The 14,759-nt window shown below is 72.3% G+C and carries 15 protein-coding genes; 7 read left to right on the plus strand and 8 right to left on the minus strand.

What is annotated here, in order from left to right:
* Positions 1 to 7: 7 nt before the first annotated feature.
* From ACZ7LT_RS02655 to ACZ7LT_RS02665, 3 genes are all read right to left on the minus strand, one after another.
* Positions 8 to 751, minus strand: a complete 744-nt coding sequence (locus ACZ7LT_RS02655; protein WP_471234770.1) for a zinc ribbon domain-containing protein — start codon at positions 749 to 751, stop codon at positions 8 to 10.
* Entirely contained in the window at positions 748 to 1,563 is an 816-nt protein-coding gene (locus ACZ7LT_RS02660; protein ID WP_471233137.1) for a Nif3-like dinuclear metal center hexameric protein, read from the minus strand. Before ACZ7LT_RS02660 ends, ACZ7LT_RS02655 begins: the two co-directional genes overlap by 4 nt.
* A 101-nt stretch (positions 1,564 to 1,664) precedes the next feature.
* A complete protein-coding gene (locus tag ACZ7LT_RS02665; RefSeq protein ID WP_471233141.1) occupies positions 1,665 to 2,708 on the minus strand; it encodes an ABC transporter substrate-binding protein in 1,044 nt (347 codons plus the stop codon).
* 196 nt (positions 2,709 to 2,904) lie between these two features.
* On the opposite strand from ACZ7LT_RS02665, the gene ACZ7LT_RS02670 reads away from it, so the two are divergent.
* Entirely contained in the window at positions 2,905 to 4,062 is a 1,158-nt protein-coding gene (locus ACZ7LT_RS02670) for a hypothetical protein (RefSeq protein ID WP_471233143.1), read from the plus strand.
* A gap of 47 nt (positions 4,063 to 4,109) precedes the next feature.
* Positions 4,110 to 4,235, plus strand: a complete 126-nt coding sequence (locus tag ACZ7LT_RS02675; RefSeq protein WP_019885909.1) for a hypothetical protein — start codon at positions 4,110 to 4,112, stop codon at positions 4,233 to 4,235.
* A 226-nt stretch (positions 4,236 to 4,461) separates the two neighbouring features.
* Here the strand turns inward: ACZ7LT_RS02675 and ACZ7LT_RS02680 are convergent, their stop codons facing one another.
* From ACZ7LT_RS02680 to ACZ7LT_RS02690, 3 genes are all read right to left on the minus strand, one after another.
* Positions 4,462 to 5,403: a 3-oxoacyl-ACP reductase gene (locus ACZ7LT_RS02680; protein ID WP_471233148.1), complete on the minus strand. Its 942-nt coding sequence runs from the start codon at positions 5,401 to 5,403 to the stop codon at positions 4,462 to 4,464.
* Positions 5,404 to 5,467: 64 nt separating this feature from the next.
* Complete coding sequence (locus ACZ7LT_RS02685) at positions 5,468 to 6,544, minus strand: Zn-dependent alcohol dehydrogenase (protein WP_471233152.1); 1,077 nt, start codon at positions 6,542 to 6,544, stop codon at positions 5,468 to 5,470.
* A gap of 61 nt (positions 6,545 to 6,605) precedes the next feature.
* Positions 6,606 to 7,460, minus strand: coding sequence for a MaoC/PaaZ C-terminal domain-containing protein (locus ACZ7LT_RS02690; protein WP_471233156.1), 855 nt, complete (start codon positions 7,458 to 7,460; stop codon positions 6,606 to 6,608).
* A gap of 283 nt (positions 7,461 to 7,743) precedes the next feature.
* Between ACZ7LT_RS02690 and ACZ7LT_RS02695 the strand changes: the two genes are divergently transcribed.
* Genes ACZ7LT_RS02695 through ACZ7LT_RS02710 form a run of 4 tightly spaced genes read left to right on the plus strand, consistent with a single transcriptional unit; the run spans position 7,744 to position 11,251 of the window.
* On the plus strand, positions 7,744 to 8,712 hold the full coding sequence (locus ACZ7LT_RS02695) for an ABC transporter ATP-binding protein (protein WP_471233159.1): 969 nt from the start codon (positions 7,744 to 7,746) through the stop codon (positions 8,710 to 8,712).
* Positions 8,709 to 9,437, plus strand: a complete 729-nt coding sequence (locus tag ACZ7LT_RS02700) for an ABC transporter permease (protein WP_471233163.1) — start codon at positions 8,709 to 8,711, stop codon at positions 9,435 to 9,437. The genes ACZ7LT_RS02695 and ACZ7LT_RS02700 overlap by 4 nt, the downstream gene beginning before the upstream one ends.
* A 9-nt stretch (positions 9,438 to 9,446) precedes the next feature.
* On the plus strand, positions 9,447 to 10,649 hold the full coding sequence (locus ACZ7LT_RS02705) for a sensor histidine kinase (protein WP_471233167.1): 1,203 nt from the start codon (positions 9,447 to 9,449) through the stop codon (positions 10,647 to 10,649).
* Positions 10,646 to 11,251, plus strand: coding sequence for a response regulator (locus tag ACZ7LT_RS02710; RefSeq protein ID WP_471233172.1), 606 nt, complete (start codon positions 10,646 to 10,648; stop codon positions 11,249 to 11,251). Before ACZ7LT_RS02705 ends, ACZ7LT_RS02710 begins: the two co-directional genes overlap by 4 nt.
* Before the next feature lie 32 nt (positions 11,252 to 11,283).
* On the opposite strand, the gene ACZ7LT_RS02715 is transcribed toward ACZ7LT_RS02710, so the two are convergent.
* Positions 11,284 to 12,762 (minus strand): MFS transporter, encoded by a 1,479-nt coding sequence (locus ACZ7LT_RS02715; RefSeq protein ID WP_471233175.1) that lies wholly within the window; start codon positions 12,760 to 12,762, stop codon positions 11,284 to 11,286.
* Positions 12,763 to 12,954: 192 nt separating this feature from the next.
* On the opposite strand from ACZ7LT_RS02715, the gene ACZ7LT_RS02720 reads away from it, so the two are divergent.
* Positions 12,955 to 13,500 carry an EF-hand domain-containing protein gene (locus ACZ7LT_RS02720; protein WP_471233179.1) on the plus strand — a complete coding sequence of 182 codons (546 nt, stop codon included), beginning with the start codon at positions 12,955 to 12,957 and terminating at the stop codon, positions 13,498 to 13,500.
* Positions 13,501 to 13,548: 48 nt separating this feature from the next.
* On the opposite strand, the gene ACZ7LT_RS02725 is transcribed toward ACZ7LT_RS02720, so the two are convergent.
* Entirely contained in the window at positions 13,549 to 14,754 is a 1,206-nt protein-coding gene (locus ACZ7LT_RS02725; RefSeq protein ID WP_471233182.1) for a thiolase C-terminal domain-containing protein, read from the minus strand.
* Positions 14,755 to 14,759 lie beyond the last annotated feature (5 nt).

Here is a 14,759-nt window from a genome sequence, read left to right on the forward strand (position 1 = left end):
GCAGCCATCAGAGGCCGGACTCCGACGTACGGACCAGGATCCGGCGGCAGTTCTCGCAGCGCACGACGGTGTCGGCGGAGGCCGCCCGTACGTCGTTCAGCTCGGTGATGTTCAGCTCGATGTGGCAGCCCTCGCAGCGGCGCTGGTACAGCCGGGCCGCGCCCACCCCGCCCTGCTGCTCGCGCAGCTTCTCGTACAGCTTCAGCAGGTCCGCCGGGATCGACCCGGCGACGAGCTCGCGCTCCTTGCGTACGGACTCGGCCTCGCCGTCGAGCTGGGCCTGCGCCGCGTCCCGGCGGGCGGTCGCGTCGTCGGTCTTGGACTGGACGGACTCCACCCGGCCGGTGAGCTCGGTCACCCGCTCCTGGGCCGACTCGCGGCGCTCCATGACCTCCAGGACGACGTCCTCCAGGTCGCCCTGGCGCTTGGCCAGCGAGACGATCTCCTTCTGGAGGTTCTCCAGGTCCTTGGGGGAGGTGATCGCGCCGGAGTCCAGGCGCTGCTGGTCACGGGCGGCGCGCTGGCGCACCTGGTCGACGTCCTGCTCCGCCTTGGTCTGCTCGCGGGCGCAGTCACTCTCCTCGGTCTGCGCGGCGACGAGCAGATCGCGCAGCTGGGTGAGGTCCTTGTTCAGCGACTCGATCTCGGCGTGCTCGGGCAGCGACTTGCGCTTGTGGGCGAGCTGCTGCAGTCGTACGTCCAGGGCCTGGACGTCGAGGAGGCGGATCTGGTCGGCGGGCGCGGCGTTCAGTTGGGGGCTCCAGAATTGTGGTGGGAGGACCAGGGGTCGGTGACCGTCTTCGAGACGTGGACCCGCAGGCCCCACCCATGGCGGTCGGAAATCTCGTCGAGCTGGGCGGCCGCCTGCTCGCACCAGGGCCATTCGGTGGCCCAGTGGGCGGCGTCGACCAGGCCCAGCGGAGTGTGCTGGGTGGCCTCGGACACCGGGTGGTGGCGCAGGTCGGCGGTGAGGAAGGCGTCCACGCCGGCGGCCCGTACGGCGTCGAAGAGGCCGTCGCCGGATCCACCGCTGACGGCGACCCGGCGCACGATCATGGTGGGGTCGCCGGCGACGCGGATGCCCTGCGCGGTGGCGGGCAGTCGCTTGGCGGCGCGCGCCGCGAACTCGGACAGGGTCTCCGGATGGTCGAGCTCGCAGATCCGGCCGAGGTTGTTCTCGGCCACGAGGGGCCCGGTGACCCGCAGGTCGAGGGCGCCGGCGAGGGCGTCGGAGACACCGGGGTCGGCGGTGTCGGCGTTGGTGTGGGCGACGTGCAGGGCGATGTCGTGCTTGATGAGGCTGTGCACGACCCGGCCCTTGAAGTGGGAGGCGGCGACCGTCGTCGTACCACGCAGGTAGAGCGGGTGGTGGGCGACGATCAGCTGGGCGCCCAGGGTGATCGCCTCGTCGGCGATCTCCTGGACCGGGTCGACGGCGAACAGGACGCGGTCGATCTCCGCGTCGGGGTCGCCGCAGACCGTGCCGACGGCGTCCCACTGCTCGGCCCGCTCGGGTGGCCAGAGGGCGTCGAGCGCGGCGATGACTTCAGACAGACGGGGCACGGAGGAAAGGCTACCTGTCCTGCGTGCCCCGCTTCCTGCGCGCGCTTGCTCGACCGAGGTCACCGCTGTTGCGCGAGGTCTACTCGACGAGGCGGCGAGGTCTACTTGACGAGGTCGCCGCGCAGGTCGTCGAGGACCTCGTCGGCGGCCGTGACGCCGAGGCCGAGGTACCAGGTCTCATCCGGGACGTCCTTGGCCTGGCCGGCCTTGACGGCCTTCAGGTTCTTCCAGAGCGGATTGGCCTGGGCGGTGTCGCGCTTGGTGGCCTTCGGGTCGCCGTAGACGCCGGTGAAGATCCAGTCGGCGTCCGCCTCGTCGATCTTCTCGGGGCTGACCTCGGCGGCGAGGTCGTTGATCTGCTGGTTCTTGGGCCGGGGCAGGCCGACGTCCTCAAGGATGGTGCCGATGAAGGAGGCCTTGGCGTAGAGGCGGATGCGGTCCGGGAGGTAGCGGACCATCGAGACGGTCGGCTTCTTCGGGCCGATGTCCGTGCCGAGCTTCTTGGCCTTGGCCTCGTAGGCGGCGAGCTTCGCCTTGGCGTCGGCGGTCTTGTCCAGGGCCGCGGCGTTGAGGAGGTAGTTCTCCTTCCAGGTGAAGCCGGGGCGGATGGAGAAGACCGTCGGGGCGATCTTGGAGAGTTCCTTGTACTTGTCGGCGGCGCGCAGCTGGCTGCCGAGGATGAGGTCGGGCTCCAGGTTGGCGATGGCCTCAAGGTTGAGGTTGTTGATGGTGCCGACGCTCTTGGGGTCGCCGGCGTCCTTCTTCAGGTAGCCGGGGATGCCGGCGTCGCCCTCGCTGGGGGCGTAGCCGACGGGCTTGACGCCGAGGGAGACGACGTTGTCGAGCTCGCCGACGTCCAGGACGACGACCCGCTTGGGCGCGGCCTTGATCTCCGTCTTGCCGAGGGCGTGGGTGACGGTACGGGGGAACTGTCCCGGCTTGGCGTCCGTACCCATGGCCGCGGTCTTCTTCGCCGCGTCGCCGAAGTCCTTGCCGCCGGTCGCGACGGACTTCTTGCCGCTGCCGCCGGCCTTGGCCGGGTCGGAACCGGAAGCGGAACCGGACTCTTGGCCTCCGCATGCCGCGAGGGAGAGGGCGGCTGCGAGGGCTACGACGGCGGCGGTGCCGCGACGACGCAGGGACATGGGTGCTCCTGACAAGGAAACGGAACATAAAGGTAAGGGCCGCCTTACCTTAAGCACCTCGCGTCTCTTCAGCACAATCACCCACTTGCCGGGGCGCGAATCGGTCGATGGCCACCCTTATGTGTGAAGAGGTAGGTCTCGCGTCGTTCGGCTGGAAGTGCGAAAACTAGCTTCGGTGGCCGGAGGTGACGACCCGATGACAGCCTGTGCCATCGAGGCCGCCGCGGAGGAAGACGGCACGCTGCGGCCCACGGGGTTCACGATCACTGCGGACGGCGCGTACGCCGCGCGCCTGGCGGGAGACGGGGACGCCCTGTATCCGGAACGGTGGACGCTGGACGGCCCGGAGCCGTACGCGGTCCCCCTGCCGCTCGGCCAGCCCGAGGAGCCCGACGCGCGGGTCCTGCCGATGGCGGACGGGCGGGTGCTGATCGGACGCCGGGTGCAGGGGCGGTACGTCTTCTCGCTGCTGTACCCGACGGGCCCGGGGACCGGCGAACTGCCGCTCGGCGCCCTCGAGTCGGCGGGGCTCACCCTGCTGCCGCCGTCGCCGGACGGCACCTGCGCCTACGCGCTCGTGCCCGGCCCGGTCGCCACGGCGATCTGGCTCGTGGCGGGCGGCGCGTTCGGTCCTGAGCTGGTGGCCGAGGTGAAGGGCCGCTGCACGGGCGGGGTGTGGCTGGACCGTACGGGCCGGATGCTCGCCGTCGACCGGCGGCTGGACGGCGGGCCGGTGAAGACGGTCGCGGTCGACCTGGAGCGGGGCGGCGAGGTCACCGAGCTGCTCCAGATCACCGAGGAGAGCGACGACCGGCTGCTGCTCGCCGACCCGGACAGCGGGCTGCTGCTGATCCGCTCGGACGCGCCGTCGCCGGGGCACCACCGGCTGGGGTGGGGGGTGCTGGGCAGTTCGCGGCCGGTGCGTTTCCCGGAGTGCCTGCGGCTGCCGGACGCGGCGGTGACGCCGTTCGCGATCCAGCCGGGGCAGATGCTGATGCCGGAGAGCTGCGCGGTGGCGCTGCGGATCGACGGGGCGGCGGGCAGCTGGGTGGGCCTGTGGCGCCCCTCGGCGCGCCGCCTCCACCAGGTCGCGGCGCCCGCCGGATGGCTCGCGGGGGCGGGCCTGTGGACCCCGTCCGGTGCCCTGCGCCTGCCGTACGTCACGGCAGGAGTGCCGTGCGGTCTGGCGCGCCTCGAAGTGCCGGTGGAGGTGCCGGTGGGGACTCCGGCGGGGGCGGCGGCCTCGCCGGCACAGGCCGCGCAGACCGTGCAGGCGCCGGTGAAACCCGCCGTGTGCAGACCCGTGCCGTTGCAGCAGGCGCCGCTGAGCGGGCGGCGGAGTGCCGCTGGTTAGACTCACGGCTTTGGCACAACAGCGATAACTACGGGGTGAGTTCCAGCATGTCAGACGCCACCACCGACCAGACTCGACCGGTCGGCTCCGGCAAGCACCGCGGGGGCGCGTCGTCCCAGGACGACCAGTCGGCCCGCCCGCACGGCCGCCACCGCCGCGACGACGCGGAGTAGCAGCCGGGCGGAGGCCCCACCCGCCGCGGCGGGTGGGGCGTGTGCCCCCCGAGAGGGCCCCGAGGGAGCGGCCGACGGGCAGCCCGTGGCCGCCGACGGCGAAGACGCGGCCGGCCGCAGCAACCGGCCGAGCAGGCCGTACGGGCCGGGCTTGGCGGGAGGCCAGGCGCCGGGATCAGCCCCCACCGCCACCGCGATCCAACCCCGCCGCCCGCCCAAGGGCCCCTCACCCCTTCTTCAAGCCCAGCACCTCCGTCGCCGCGAACGACTCGTTCGCCGGGCGGGTGTCGTAGTACGGGGTCAGGACGCCGTCCAGTTCCTCGTACGTGAAGGACTCCTTCGCCGTGTCGAACTTGGCCGCGACTCGAGGGCGTTCCACGATCGCCACCATCCCGCCGTGCACCACCAGCACCTGGCCGTTCACCTTCGCCGCCGCGGGCGAGGCCAGATAGCCCACGAGAGGCGACACGTGCTCGGGCGCCAGCGGGTCCAGTTCGCCCGAGGCCGGTTCGGCGAAGCCGGCGAAGACGTCCTCCGTCATCCGCGTACGGGCCCGGGGGCAGATCGCGTTCGCCGTGACGCCGTACTTCCCCAGCGCCGCCGCCGTGGACGTCGTCAGGCCCACGATCCCGCCCTTGGCCGCCGCGTAGTTCGGCTGGCCCGCGGAGCCCGCGAGGAACGCCTCCGACGAGGTGTTGACGATCCGGCCGTACACCGGCCCGCCCGCCGCCTTCGACCGCTCACGCCAGTGCACGGAGGCGTAATGCGTGGTGTTGAAGTGGCCCTTGAGATGGACCCGGATCACCGAATCCCACTCCTCTTCGCTCATCGAGAAGACCATCCGGTCCCGCAGGATCCCAGCGTTGTTGACCAGGATGTCGAGCTTTCCGTACGTGGTGACCGCCAGGTCCACCAGCGCGCGGGCAGCGTCCGTGTCGGCCACGTCGCCGACGTGGGCCACGGCCCGGCCGCCCGCCGCGACGATCTCCGCCGTGACCTGCTCCGCGGGCCCCGCTGACACCTCGCCCGAGCCGTCCCGGCCCGGCCGGCCGTAGTCGTTGACGACGACGGCCGCGCCGAGCCGGGCCAGTTCCAGCGCCTCGGCGCGCCCCAGGCCCCGCCCGGCGCCCGTGACGATCGCGCTCAAGCCCTCAAGAGGCAGTGACATCCGGCAGCGTCCTCTCAGCTCTCGATACGGTCAGATCTCGATGCGGTTCGGCTCTCGATACAGGTCAGATCTCGATGCAGGTACGCAGCGCCGCGCCCGTACGCATCTGGTCCAGCGCCTCGTTGATCCCTGCCAGCGGCACCCGGTGGGTGATCAGCGAGGCGAGGTCGATCCGGCCCGCCCGCCACAGCGCGATGGCCCGTTCGTACGAGCGCATCACGTCCCCGCCGCCGTACATCGACGGCAGGATCCGCTTCTCGTCGAAGAACAGCTCGAACATGTTGAGCTGGAGGAAGTCGTCGAGCGCGCCCGCGCCGACCACGCACAGCGTGCCGCCGCGCCGGGTGGTCTCGTAGGCCGTGCGGGCCGTCGCCGACCTGCCGACGACCTCGAAGACGTAGTCGAAGCCCTCGCCGCCGGTGATCCGCTGTTTGGCGTCGGCGAGTGCGTCCGGTGCGACCGCCTCCGTCGCGCCGAACCGCAGCGCCGCCTCCCGCCGGGACTCGACCGGGTCGACGGCGACGATCTGCGCCGCGCCCTGGAGTCTGGCGCCCTGGACGGCGGAGATGCCCACGCCGCCGCAGCCGATGACGGCGACTGACGAACCGGCCTCCACCTTGGCGGTGTTGATGGCCGCGCCGAGTCCGGTGGTGACGCCGCAGCCGATGAGGGCGGCGATGTCGTAGGGCACGTCGTCCGGGATCGGTACGGCGCAGCCCGCGTCGACGACGACCTCCTCGGCGAACGTGCCGGTGCCGGCGAAGCCGAAGACGTCGCCGCCGGGGCGTTTGAAGTTGGGCACGCCGGCGTTCATGAAGCCGGCCAGGCACAGCTGGGTCTGGCCGCGCTTGCAGGACGGGCAGGTACCGCACGCGGGCAGCCAGCACAGCAGGACCCGGGCGCCGGGGCTCAGGCCGGTGACGCCGTCGCCGACGTCGAGGATCTCGCCCGCGCCCTCGTGTCCGGGGACGAAGGGCGCGGGCTGGGGCAGCACCCCGCTCATCGCGGAGATGTCGGAGTGGCACAGTCCCGTGGCCCGGACCCGGATCTTGACCTTGCCGGGGCCGAAGCCCACCGCCTCGATGTCGTCGAGGACTTCGAGTTTGTCCTGACCTGTCTCGTGCAGTACGGCTGCGCGCATGGTGCGGCTCCCATCACGAAGGGTCGATCACGAACGGTCGATCACGGAAGGGGCGACGGAATCACGAATGGTCGACGACGGTGTCGGCGAGGACGGGCGCGTCGTCCCGTTCCACGGCCGTCACCGACACCTGGACGCGGCCGTCCCCGGTCCACATCCGGATCCGCAGGGTCTCCCCGGGGAAGACCACCCCGGCGAAGCGCGTGCTGTACGAGCGGACCCGGGTCACGTCCCCGTCGAGGAGGGTGTCGACGACCGCCTTGAGGGTCATGCCGTACGAGCACAGGCCGTGCAGAATGGGCCGATCGAAGCCGGCGAGCTTGGCGAACTCGGGGTCGGCGTGGAGCGGGTTCCAGTCGCCGGACAGCCGGTAGAGCAGCGCCTGCTCCTCGCGGATGGGGCGTTCGACGGTGCGGTCCGGCGCGCGGTCGGGGAGTTCGGTGCGTACGGAAGGCCCGCGGTCGCCGCCCCAGCCGCCTTCGCCCCGTACGAAGATCTGCGCGTCGCTCGTCCACAGCGGGCCGTCGGCGTCGGCGGCCTCCGAGCGCAGGACGAGGATCGCGGCCTTGCCCTTGTCGTAGACGGCGGCGACGCGCGAGGTGGTGGTGGCCCGGCCCGCGACCGGCAGGGCGCGGTGCAGTGTGATGGTCTGGCCGCCGTGCAGGACGGCGGCGAGGTCGACGTCGATGCCGGGCGCCCCGAGTCCGCCGACGACGCCCACCCCACCGCCGGCGACGGTGGCGAAGCTGGGCAGGACGTGGAGCTTGGACTCCAGGGTGTAGCGCAGTTCGTCGGGGTCGGTGGCGGGGACGCCCGCGCCGAGGCCGAGGTGGTAGAGCTGGACGTCCTTGTGGTCCCAGGTGATCTCCGCGCTCCTGGGTTCGGCGGCGATCGCCTTGGCGGCATCGATGGGCATGTGGCTGCTGCTCCTACGAGGGTCGAGGAGTGGAAGACCTCGGCGCGGCCGTCCGCACCGTCGGCCGCACCGAGGCCGTACGGGACCGGCCGCCCCGCGCCTGTTCTAGAACGCGTTCTAGGCCGGTTGGCCCCTATGTATAACGCACCCCCCATGACTTGTGAAGGCTCCTGACGCCGCGTCAGATGCGCGCGTCGGACAGGCCACCCAGGACATTTGTCACCGCCGGGTCCGTACATCCGCATCTGCCGGGGCGACCGCGCGGCTCCGTAGCGTCGAGGCCATGACGAAGACATCACCGGACACCGCTCCGGCGGTCCAGCTGGCCGGGGCCGTGAAGGCCTTCGGGGACGTACGCGCCGTGGACGGCGTCGATCTGACGGTCCGCCGGGGCGAGACGGTCGCCCTGCTCGGCCGCAACGGCGCCGGGAAGTCCACCACCATCGGGCTGCTCCTCGGCCTGGACGAGCCCGACGCGGGCGCCGTGCGGCTCTTCGGGCGGGCGCCCGGCCACGCGGTCGCCGCCGGGCGGGTCGGGGCGATGCTCCAGGACGCCCGGCCGGTCCCCCGCGTCACGGTGCGGGAACTGGTCACGTTCACCGCCCGTACGTACGCCCGCCCGTTGCCCGTCGCGCAGGCTCTGGAGCTGGCCGGGCTGACGGACCTGGCCGACCGCCGCGTCGACCGGCTCTCCGGCGGCCAGGCGCAGCGCGTGCGGTTCGCCCTCGCGCTGGCGGGCCGGCCCGAGCTGATCGTCCTCGACGAGCCGACCGCGGCCCTCGACGTGGAGGCCCGGCACGCCTTCTGGGCGTCGATGCGGGGCTACGCGGGACATGGCAACACCGTGCTGTTCTCCACCCACTATCTGGAGGAGGCCGACGCACACGCCGATCGGATCGTGGTGGTCGACCGCGGCCGGATCGTCGCGGACGGCACGGCCGAGGCGCTCAAGCGGGCGGTGGGCGGCCATCTGGTCTCCGTCGACCTGGCGGGCCGCCCGGCGGACGGGCTCGGTCGGCTGCCGGGGGTCGTCTCCGTGGAGGTCCACGCGGGCCGGGCCCGGCTCCGTACGGACGATTCGGACGCGACCGTGCTCGCCCTCGCCGCTCTCGACGCGATCCGGGGGCTCGAAGTCGCCCCGGTCTCCCTCGACGACGCCTTCCTCGCCCTCACGTCGGCCCCGCCCGTCCCGCCCGTCCCATCCGTTACGCCCGTCCACCCGGAAAACGTCCGCTTGGAGAACGCCCGGTGATCGCCTCGACCCGCGCCTACGTCGCCCTGGAAGTCCGCCGCACCCTGCGCGACGCCGGTTTCGTGATCTTCGGCATCGGGATGCCGGTCCTCATGTACCTGCTCTTCACCAACCTCGGTCAGAACACCGACGGCTGGCCCACCGCCGCCATGGTCGGCATGGCGGCGTACGGAGCGCTGGGCGCCGCCCTGTCCACCGGCACCGGCGTCGCCGAGGACAAGTCCCACGGTTGGCTGCGGCAGTTGCGGATCACGCCCATGAGCCCCCGGCAGGTCGTCGTCGGCCGCGCGCTCACCGGATCGGTGATCGTCCTGCCGTCCATCGTCGCCGTCCTCGCGGCCGGGGCACTGGTCAACGGCGTACGGATGGCGGCCTGGCAGTGGGCTGCCGTCGTCGGCACGCTGTGGATCGGCGCGCTTCCCTTCACCCTCCTCGGCCTCGGCAACGGCTACCGCCTCTCCGCCCAGACCACGGGTGTGGTGAACGTGGTGTGCAATCTGGGCCTCGCGATCGTCGGCGGGCTGTGGTTCCCGGTGGACCTCTTCCCGGGGTGGCTGCGCACGCTGTCGCAGATCACCCCGACCAACCGGTTCGCCGAAGTCGGCCGGGCCGTCACCGAGGGCACCGTCCCCGGGCTGACCGCCCTGGCCGTCCTCACCTTCTGGGCCCTGCTGTTCGGCGCGTACGCGGCCGTTTCGTACCGTCGGTCCGCCAGGACGGCGTAGGCGACGACGATGACGACAGGTAGGGGCATGCGGGAAGAGGACGGGCAGGACCAGGACCAGGACCTGGGCCAGGACTCGGGCCCGGGCCGGGAGCGGGGGCTCTCCGGGGGCTGGAGTCTGCTGCCCTGGCTGCTGATGGGTCTGGGGGCCTTCTCCCACCTCCTCCAGGGCGAGACCCCGAACCCCTGGGCCGGCGCCCTCGGCCTGCTCGCCTTCAACTCCCTCTACGTCGCCGTCGCCTTCCGCGCCTTCGACCGGCGCACCCGCGAGAGCTGGGCCACCCGAGGCGCGCTGGTGACGATGGGCGGGATCACCTTCGGCCTCGCGATCGGCTACGGCGGCGGATGGGTGATGTTCTTCCCGCTGCTCACCCTCGCCTGCGGGGCGGTGCTGCGCGGCAGGGCGCTGACCGCGGCCGTGCTGCCGCTGACCGTCGCGTCGGGCGCGATCGGCGCGTACCACGACGGGTGGGGCGGGCTGACCATCTCGTACGGCACGTTCATCTCCGGCATGGTCACCGCCACGGTCCTCGCGCTCCACGAGTCGGTGCGCGAACTGCGCGCCACCCGGCAGGAACTGGCGCGCACGGCGGTCGAGAAGGAACGGCTGCGCTTCTCCCGCGATCTGCACGACCTGCTCGGCCACACCCTCTCCGTCGTCGTGGTGAAGGCGGAGGCCGCCCGCAGGCTCGCCCCGCGCGATCTCGACGCGGCCCTCGCCCAGGTCAAGGACATCGAGACGGTCGGCCGTCAGGCCCTCACCGAGATCCGCGAGGCGGTCACCGGCTACCGTCAGGGCAGCCTCACCACCGAACTCGACCGCGCCCGCGACCTGCTGACCGCCGCGGGGATCGAGCCGGCCGTGCGCCGGGCGGGACCGCCCCTGGAGCCGGCCACCGAGGCGCTGCTGGCGTGGGTGGTACGGGAGTCGGCCACCAACGCCGTACGTCACAGTGGCGCGTCACACTGCGACATCACCGTGCACTCCACCGCGGACCGGGTCCGGCTGACGTTCAGCGACGACGGTACGGGCGGCAGCTCGGGCGCAGGTGCGGGCGTCGGTACGGGCGGCAGCGGGCTGGCGGGGCTGCGCGAGCGGGTGGCCGCGGCAGGCGGGACCCTGGAGTCGGGACCCGGCCCGCGCCGGGGGTTCCGGGTCGTGGCAGAACTGCCGGTGGACGCACCGGCCGCCGATGAGGAGCGCAGCCGATGATCAGAGTCCTGCTCGCCGAGGACCAGGGCATGATGCGGGGCGCCCTCGCGCTGCTGCTCGGCCTCGAACCCGACATCGAGGTGGTGGCGCAGGTCGGGCGCGGGGACGAGATCGTGGAGGCGGCGCTCACCGCACGCCCGGACGTGGCGCTCCTCGACATCGAACTGCCGGGCCGCAGCGGGCTGGACGCAGCGGCCGATCTGCGGGAGGAGGCGCCGGACTGCCGGGTGCTGATCCTCACGACCTTCGGGCGACCCGGGTATCTGCGGCGCGCGATGGAGGCGGGGGCGGCCGGGTTCCTGGTGAAGGACGGGCCGGTGGAGGAGCTGGCGGCGGCGATCCGACGGGTCCTGACCGGTGAGCGGGTGATCGATCCGGTCCTGGCGGCGGCCGCGTTGAGCGCCGGGCCCAATCCGCTGACCGCCCGGGAACGGGACGCGCTGACCGCGTCGGTGGACGGGGCGACGATCGCGGACATCGCCGCCACGCTGCACCTGTCCGAGTCGACGGTACGGAACTACCTCTCGTCGGCCATCGGCAAGACGGGCACCCGCAACCGCATGGAGGCCGTCCGGGCAGCCCGTCAGCAGGGCTGGCTCTGAGCCGCGCCCGAAGGCCGGACCACGGAGTGCCGTTACGGCTCCGAGCGGCGCGGCAGCCACAGCAGCATCAGCACGGCCCCGGCCAGCAGCACGCCCGTACCCGTACGGAACGCCAGCGCGTACCCCTCGGTCAGGGCCTGCGGGGTGGTGGCGCCGGCCGTCTTCGACGCGGCGACGGTCGACAGCACCGCGAGCCCGAGCGCCCCGCCCATCGTCCGCGAGGTGTTGACGATCCCGGACACGAGGCCCGCGTCGCCCGGCGCCGCGCCCGAGGTGGCCAGCGACGCGAGCGGGGTCAGGGCGAGGCCGAGGCCCGTCATCATCAGGACGCCGGGGCCGAGGATGGAGGTGACGAAGTCGCCGTCGGCGGTCATCGTCGACTGCCAGCCGAAGCCGCAGGCGGCGATCAGCGCGCCGATGACGGCGAGGTTCCGCGCGCCGGTCGACGGCATCAGCCGCGGGGCGAGCTTGGAGCCGACGATGACACTCACCGAGCTGGGGATGAGGGCGAGTCCCGCCTCCAGCGGGGTGTAGCCGAGGACGTTCTGGGCGTAGACGATCATGAAGAACCACATGGCGAACGACGCCGAACCGTTCACCAACATCGCCACGTTGGCCGCCGACACGGCTCGCGTCCGGAACACCTTCAGCGGCATCAGCGGCTCCGCCGTCCGGGCCTCGACCGCGACGAAGACGGCCAGCAGGGCCAGGCCGCCCAGCAGCGGCAGCAGGGTGGCGGCCGCGCCCCAGCCGGCCTCCTCCGTCTGCACGATGCCGTACGCCACCGCCGCGAGGCCGCCGGTGACGAGGACGGCACCGGGCAGATCCAGCCTGCGCCCGCCGCCCGTACGGCTCTCGCGCAGCCACAGGGCCGCGCCGACCAGGATCAGCGCGCCGACCGGGACGTTGATCAGGAGCACCCAGCGCCAGGACAGCAGCTCGGTGAGGACCCCGCCGACCAGTCCCCCGGCCGCGCCGCCGCCCGCGCCCACCGCCGACCATGTGCCGATGGCCCGGGTCCGGGCGGGTCCTGCCGGGACGGCGGCCGTCACGATCGTCAGGGTCGCCGGGGCGAGGACGGCCGCGCCGAGGCCCTGCACGGCGCGGGCGGCCAGCAGCTGCCACCCCTCCTGGGCGAGGCCGCCGGCCACGGACGCGGCGGTGAAGAGGCCGAGGCCCAGCAGGAATATCCGCTTGCGGCCGAAGAGATCCGCCGCGCGTCCGCCGAGCAGCATGAAACCGGCGAAGGCGATGGCGTAGGCGTTGAGGACCCACTGCAGTCCGGTGGCGGAGAGACCGAGGTCGGCGCGCATCGAGGGCAGCGCCACGTTCACCACGGAGACGTCGAGGACGACGAGGAACTGGCCGGCGCAGGCGACGGCGATGGCCACCCAGGTCCGCGTCGCCAGGCGGCGGCCGGAGCCGGGACCGGAGCCGGGATCAGCGGCTGGGGCATCGGTGGGGTGGGCGGGGTCCGCGCTGGCTATCCGGGCTTCGGGCATGGGTGTCATGGTCGCACCCGCACAGCGGTCCGTACATCCCGATTTCGATGTAGGAGCCACCGGGCGTTCGACCTAGGCCCTGGCCGTGATCACCCACATGGGTGGACCTGGTGGGGCGCCGTGTCGAGGGGCCTGACCTGGGCAGTGTTCAGCGGCGCGCGCCACGTCACCCCCTCGTTCGGTCATGAGAGGACCCCATAGATGACGACCACGACCTCCAGGGACACCCGGCTGGAGCGGCTCTTCGAGGCCACCGACGTGAACGCCGACGGCTATGTCGAGTGGGCCGACCACCAGCTGATCGTCGAGCGGATCCTGGACGCGTACAAGACGGAGCGGGACGGCCAGGAGGGCCAGGCGCTGACGGCCGCGTACGCGATGGCCTGGCAGGAGGTGCGCCGCCACGCGGGCGGCAAGGAGCGTCTCAGCAAGGCCGAGTACACGGCGGCGCTGCGCGCGACCGTGCTCGACACCAGCCGGTTCACTCTGGTCGAGGCCCTGCCGCACGCCGTCTTCGACATCATCGACACCGACGGCGACGGACTGATCGACAAGGGCGAGTACCAGCGGTGGCTGGAGGTCTGGGACATCACCGCCCCGGACGCGATGGACCTCTTCCACGCGCTGGACACCGACGGCGACGGCACGATCAGCCGCCAGGAGTCCGTCCGCTCCTGGCGGGAGTTCTTCCTCTCCGACGATCCCCGGGCGGCCGGCGCCCTCTTCTTCGGCACCCCCGCCTTCTGACCCTGCTCCTTCTGACCCTGCTCCTTCTGGCCCTGCTCCTTCGGACCCTCAGACCGGCCTCCGCAGCAGCGTGACCACGGCCGCCCCGCCGAGTCCGATGTTGTGCGCGAGGCCCACGCGGGCGCCCTCCACCTGGCGGGCGCCCGCCTCCGCACGCAGCTGCCGGACCAGTTCGGCGGCCTGGGCGAGTCCGGTCGCGCCCAGCGGGTGGCCCTTGGAGATCAGCCCGCCGGACGGATTGACCACCCAGCGCCCGCCGTACGTCGTCGCCCCGGACTCCACAAGCTCCCCCGACCCGCCGGGTTCGCACATGCCGAGCGCCTCGTAGGTCAGCAGCTCGTTGATGGAGAAGCAGTCGTGCAGCTCGACGACGTCGACGTCGTCGATGCCGAGGCCCGCCCGCTCGTACGCCTGCCGGGCCGCCTCCCGGGACATCGGCTGCCCGACCGCGTCGATACAGGTCCCCGACGCGAAGGAGGCGGCCGTGTCGGTGGTCATCGCCTGGCCCGCGATCTCCACGGCCTTCTCCGCGAGCCCGTGCCGCTCCACGAAACGCTCCGACACGACGACGGCGGCGGCCGAGCCGTCCGAGGTCGGCGAGCATTGCAGCTTGGTCAGCGGCGCGTGGACGGTCCTGGCGGCGAGGACCTCGTCGACCGTGTAGACATCCTGGAACTGCGCCTGCGGGTTGTGCGCGGAGTGCCGGTGGTTCTTGGCCCCCACGGCGGCGAGCTGCGCCTCGGTCGTGCCGTACTTCGCCATGTGCTCGCGGGCCGCGTTGCCGAAGATCTGCGCGGTGGGCGGTGTCATCTCGAAGCCGTGCGAGGCGGCCATGATGCCGTAGTGCCGGGCGACCGGCGACGTCTTGAAGTCCCCGCCGTCGGAACCTCCTCCCAGCGCGCCGCGCGCCATCTTCTCGAAGCCGAGGGCCAGCACGCAGTCGCTGATCCCGCCCTCCACGAACTGCCGGGCCATCATGAGCGCGGTCGACCCGGTCGCGCAGTTGTTGTTGACGTTGTAGACGGGGACACCGGTCAGACCGAGTTCGTACGCGGCGCGCTGACCGGCCGTGGAGGCCTGGAAGCAGTAGCCGACGGGGACCTGCTCGACTTGCTCGTACGCGATCCCGGCATCGGCGAGCGCGGCGCCGCCCGCCTCCCGCACCATGTCCCAGTACTGCCAGTCACGGGACTCGGGCTTCTCGAAATTCGTCGTACCGACTCCGACGATGTAGCTCTTCGCGTAGCTCTTCACCAGGA

Source organism: Streptomyces sp. NPDC039465 (genome assembly GCF_055639315.1).

What these genes read in the sequence shown, in the direction of transcription:
- ACZ7LT_RS02720 (WP_471233179.1), top strand. Translation starts at nt 12,955, where the DNA reads ATGACGACCACGACCTCCAGGGACACCCGGCTGGAGCGGCTCTTCGAG.
- ACZ7LT_RS02665 (WP_471233141.1), bottom strand. Translation starts at nt 2,708, where the DNA reads ATGTCCCTGCGTCGTCGCGGCACCGCCGCCGTCGTAGCCCTCGCAGCC.
- ACZ7LT_RS02670 (WP_471233143.1), top strand. Translation starts at nt 2,905, where the DNA reads ATGACAGCCTGTGCCATCGAGGCCGCCGCGGAGGAAGACGGCACGCTG.
- ACZ7LT_RS02695 (WP_471233159.1), top strand. Translation starts at nt 7,744, where the DNA reads ATGACGAAGACATCACCGGACACCGCTCCGGCGGTCCAGCTGGCCGGG.
- ACZ7LT_RS02710 (WP_471233172.1), top strand. Translation starts at nt 10,646, where the DNA reads ATGATCAGAGTCCTGCTCGCCGAGGACCAGGGCATGATGCGGGGCGCC.
- ACZ7LT_RS02705 (WP_471233167.1), top strand. Translation starts at nt 9,447, where the DNA reads ATGACGACAGGTAGGGGCATGCGGGAAGAGGACGGGCAGGACCAGGAC.
- ACZ7LT_RS02680 (WP_471233148.1), bottom strand. Translation starts at nt 5,403, where the DNA reads ATGTCACTGCCTCTTGAGGGCTTGAGCGCGATCGTCACGGGCGCCGGG.
- ACZ7LT_RS02685 (WP_471233152.1), bottom strand. Translation starts at nt 6,544, where the DNA reads ATGCGCGCAGCCGTACTGCACGAGACAGGTCAGGACAAACTCGAAGTC.
- ACZ7LT_RS02675 (WP_019885909.1), top strand. Translation starts at nt 4,110, where the DNA reads ATGTCAGACGCCACCACCGACCAGACTCGACCGGTCGGCTCCGGCAAG.
- ACZ7LT_RS02715 (WP_471233175.1), bottom strand. Translation starts at nt 12,762, where the DNA reads ATGACACCCATGCCCGAAGCCCGGATAGCCAGCGCGGACCCCGCCCAC.
- ACZ7LT_RS02690 (WP_471233156.1), bottom strand. Translation starts at nt 7,460, where the DNA reads ATGCCCATCGATGCCGCCAAGGCGATCGCCGCCGAACCCAGGAGCGCG.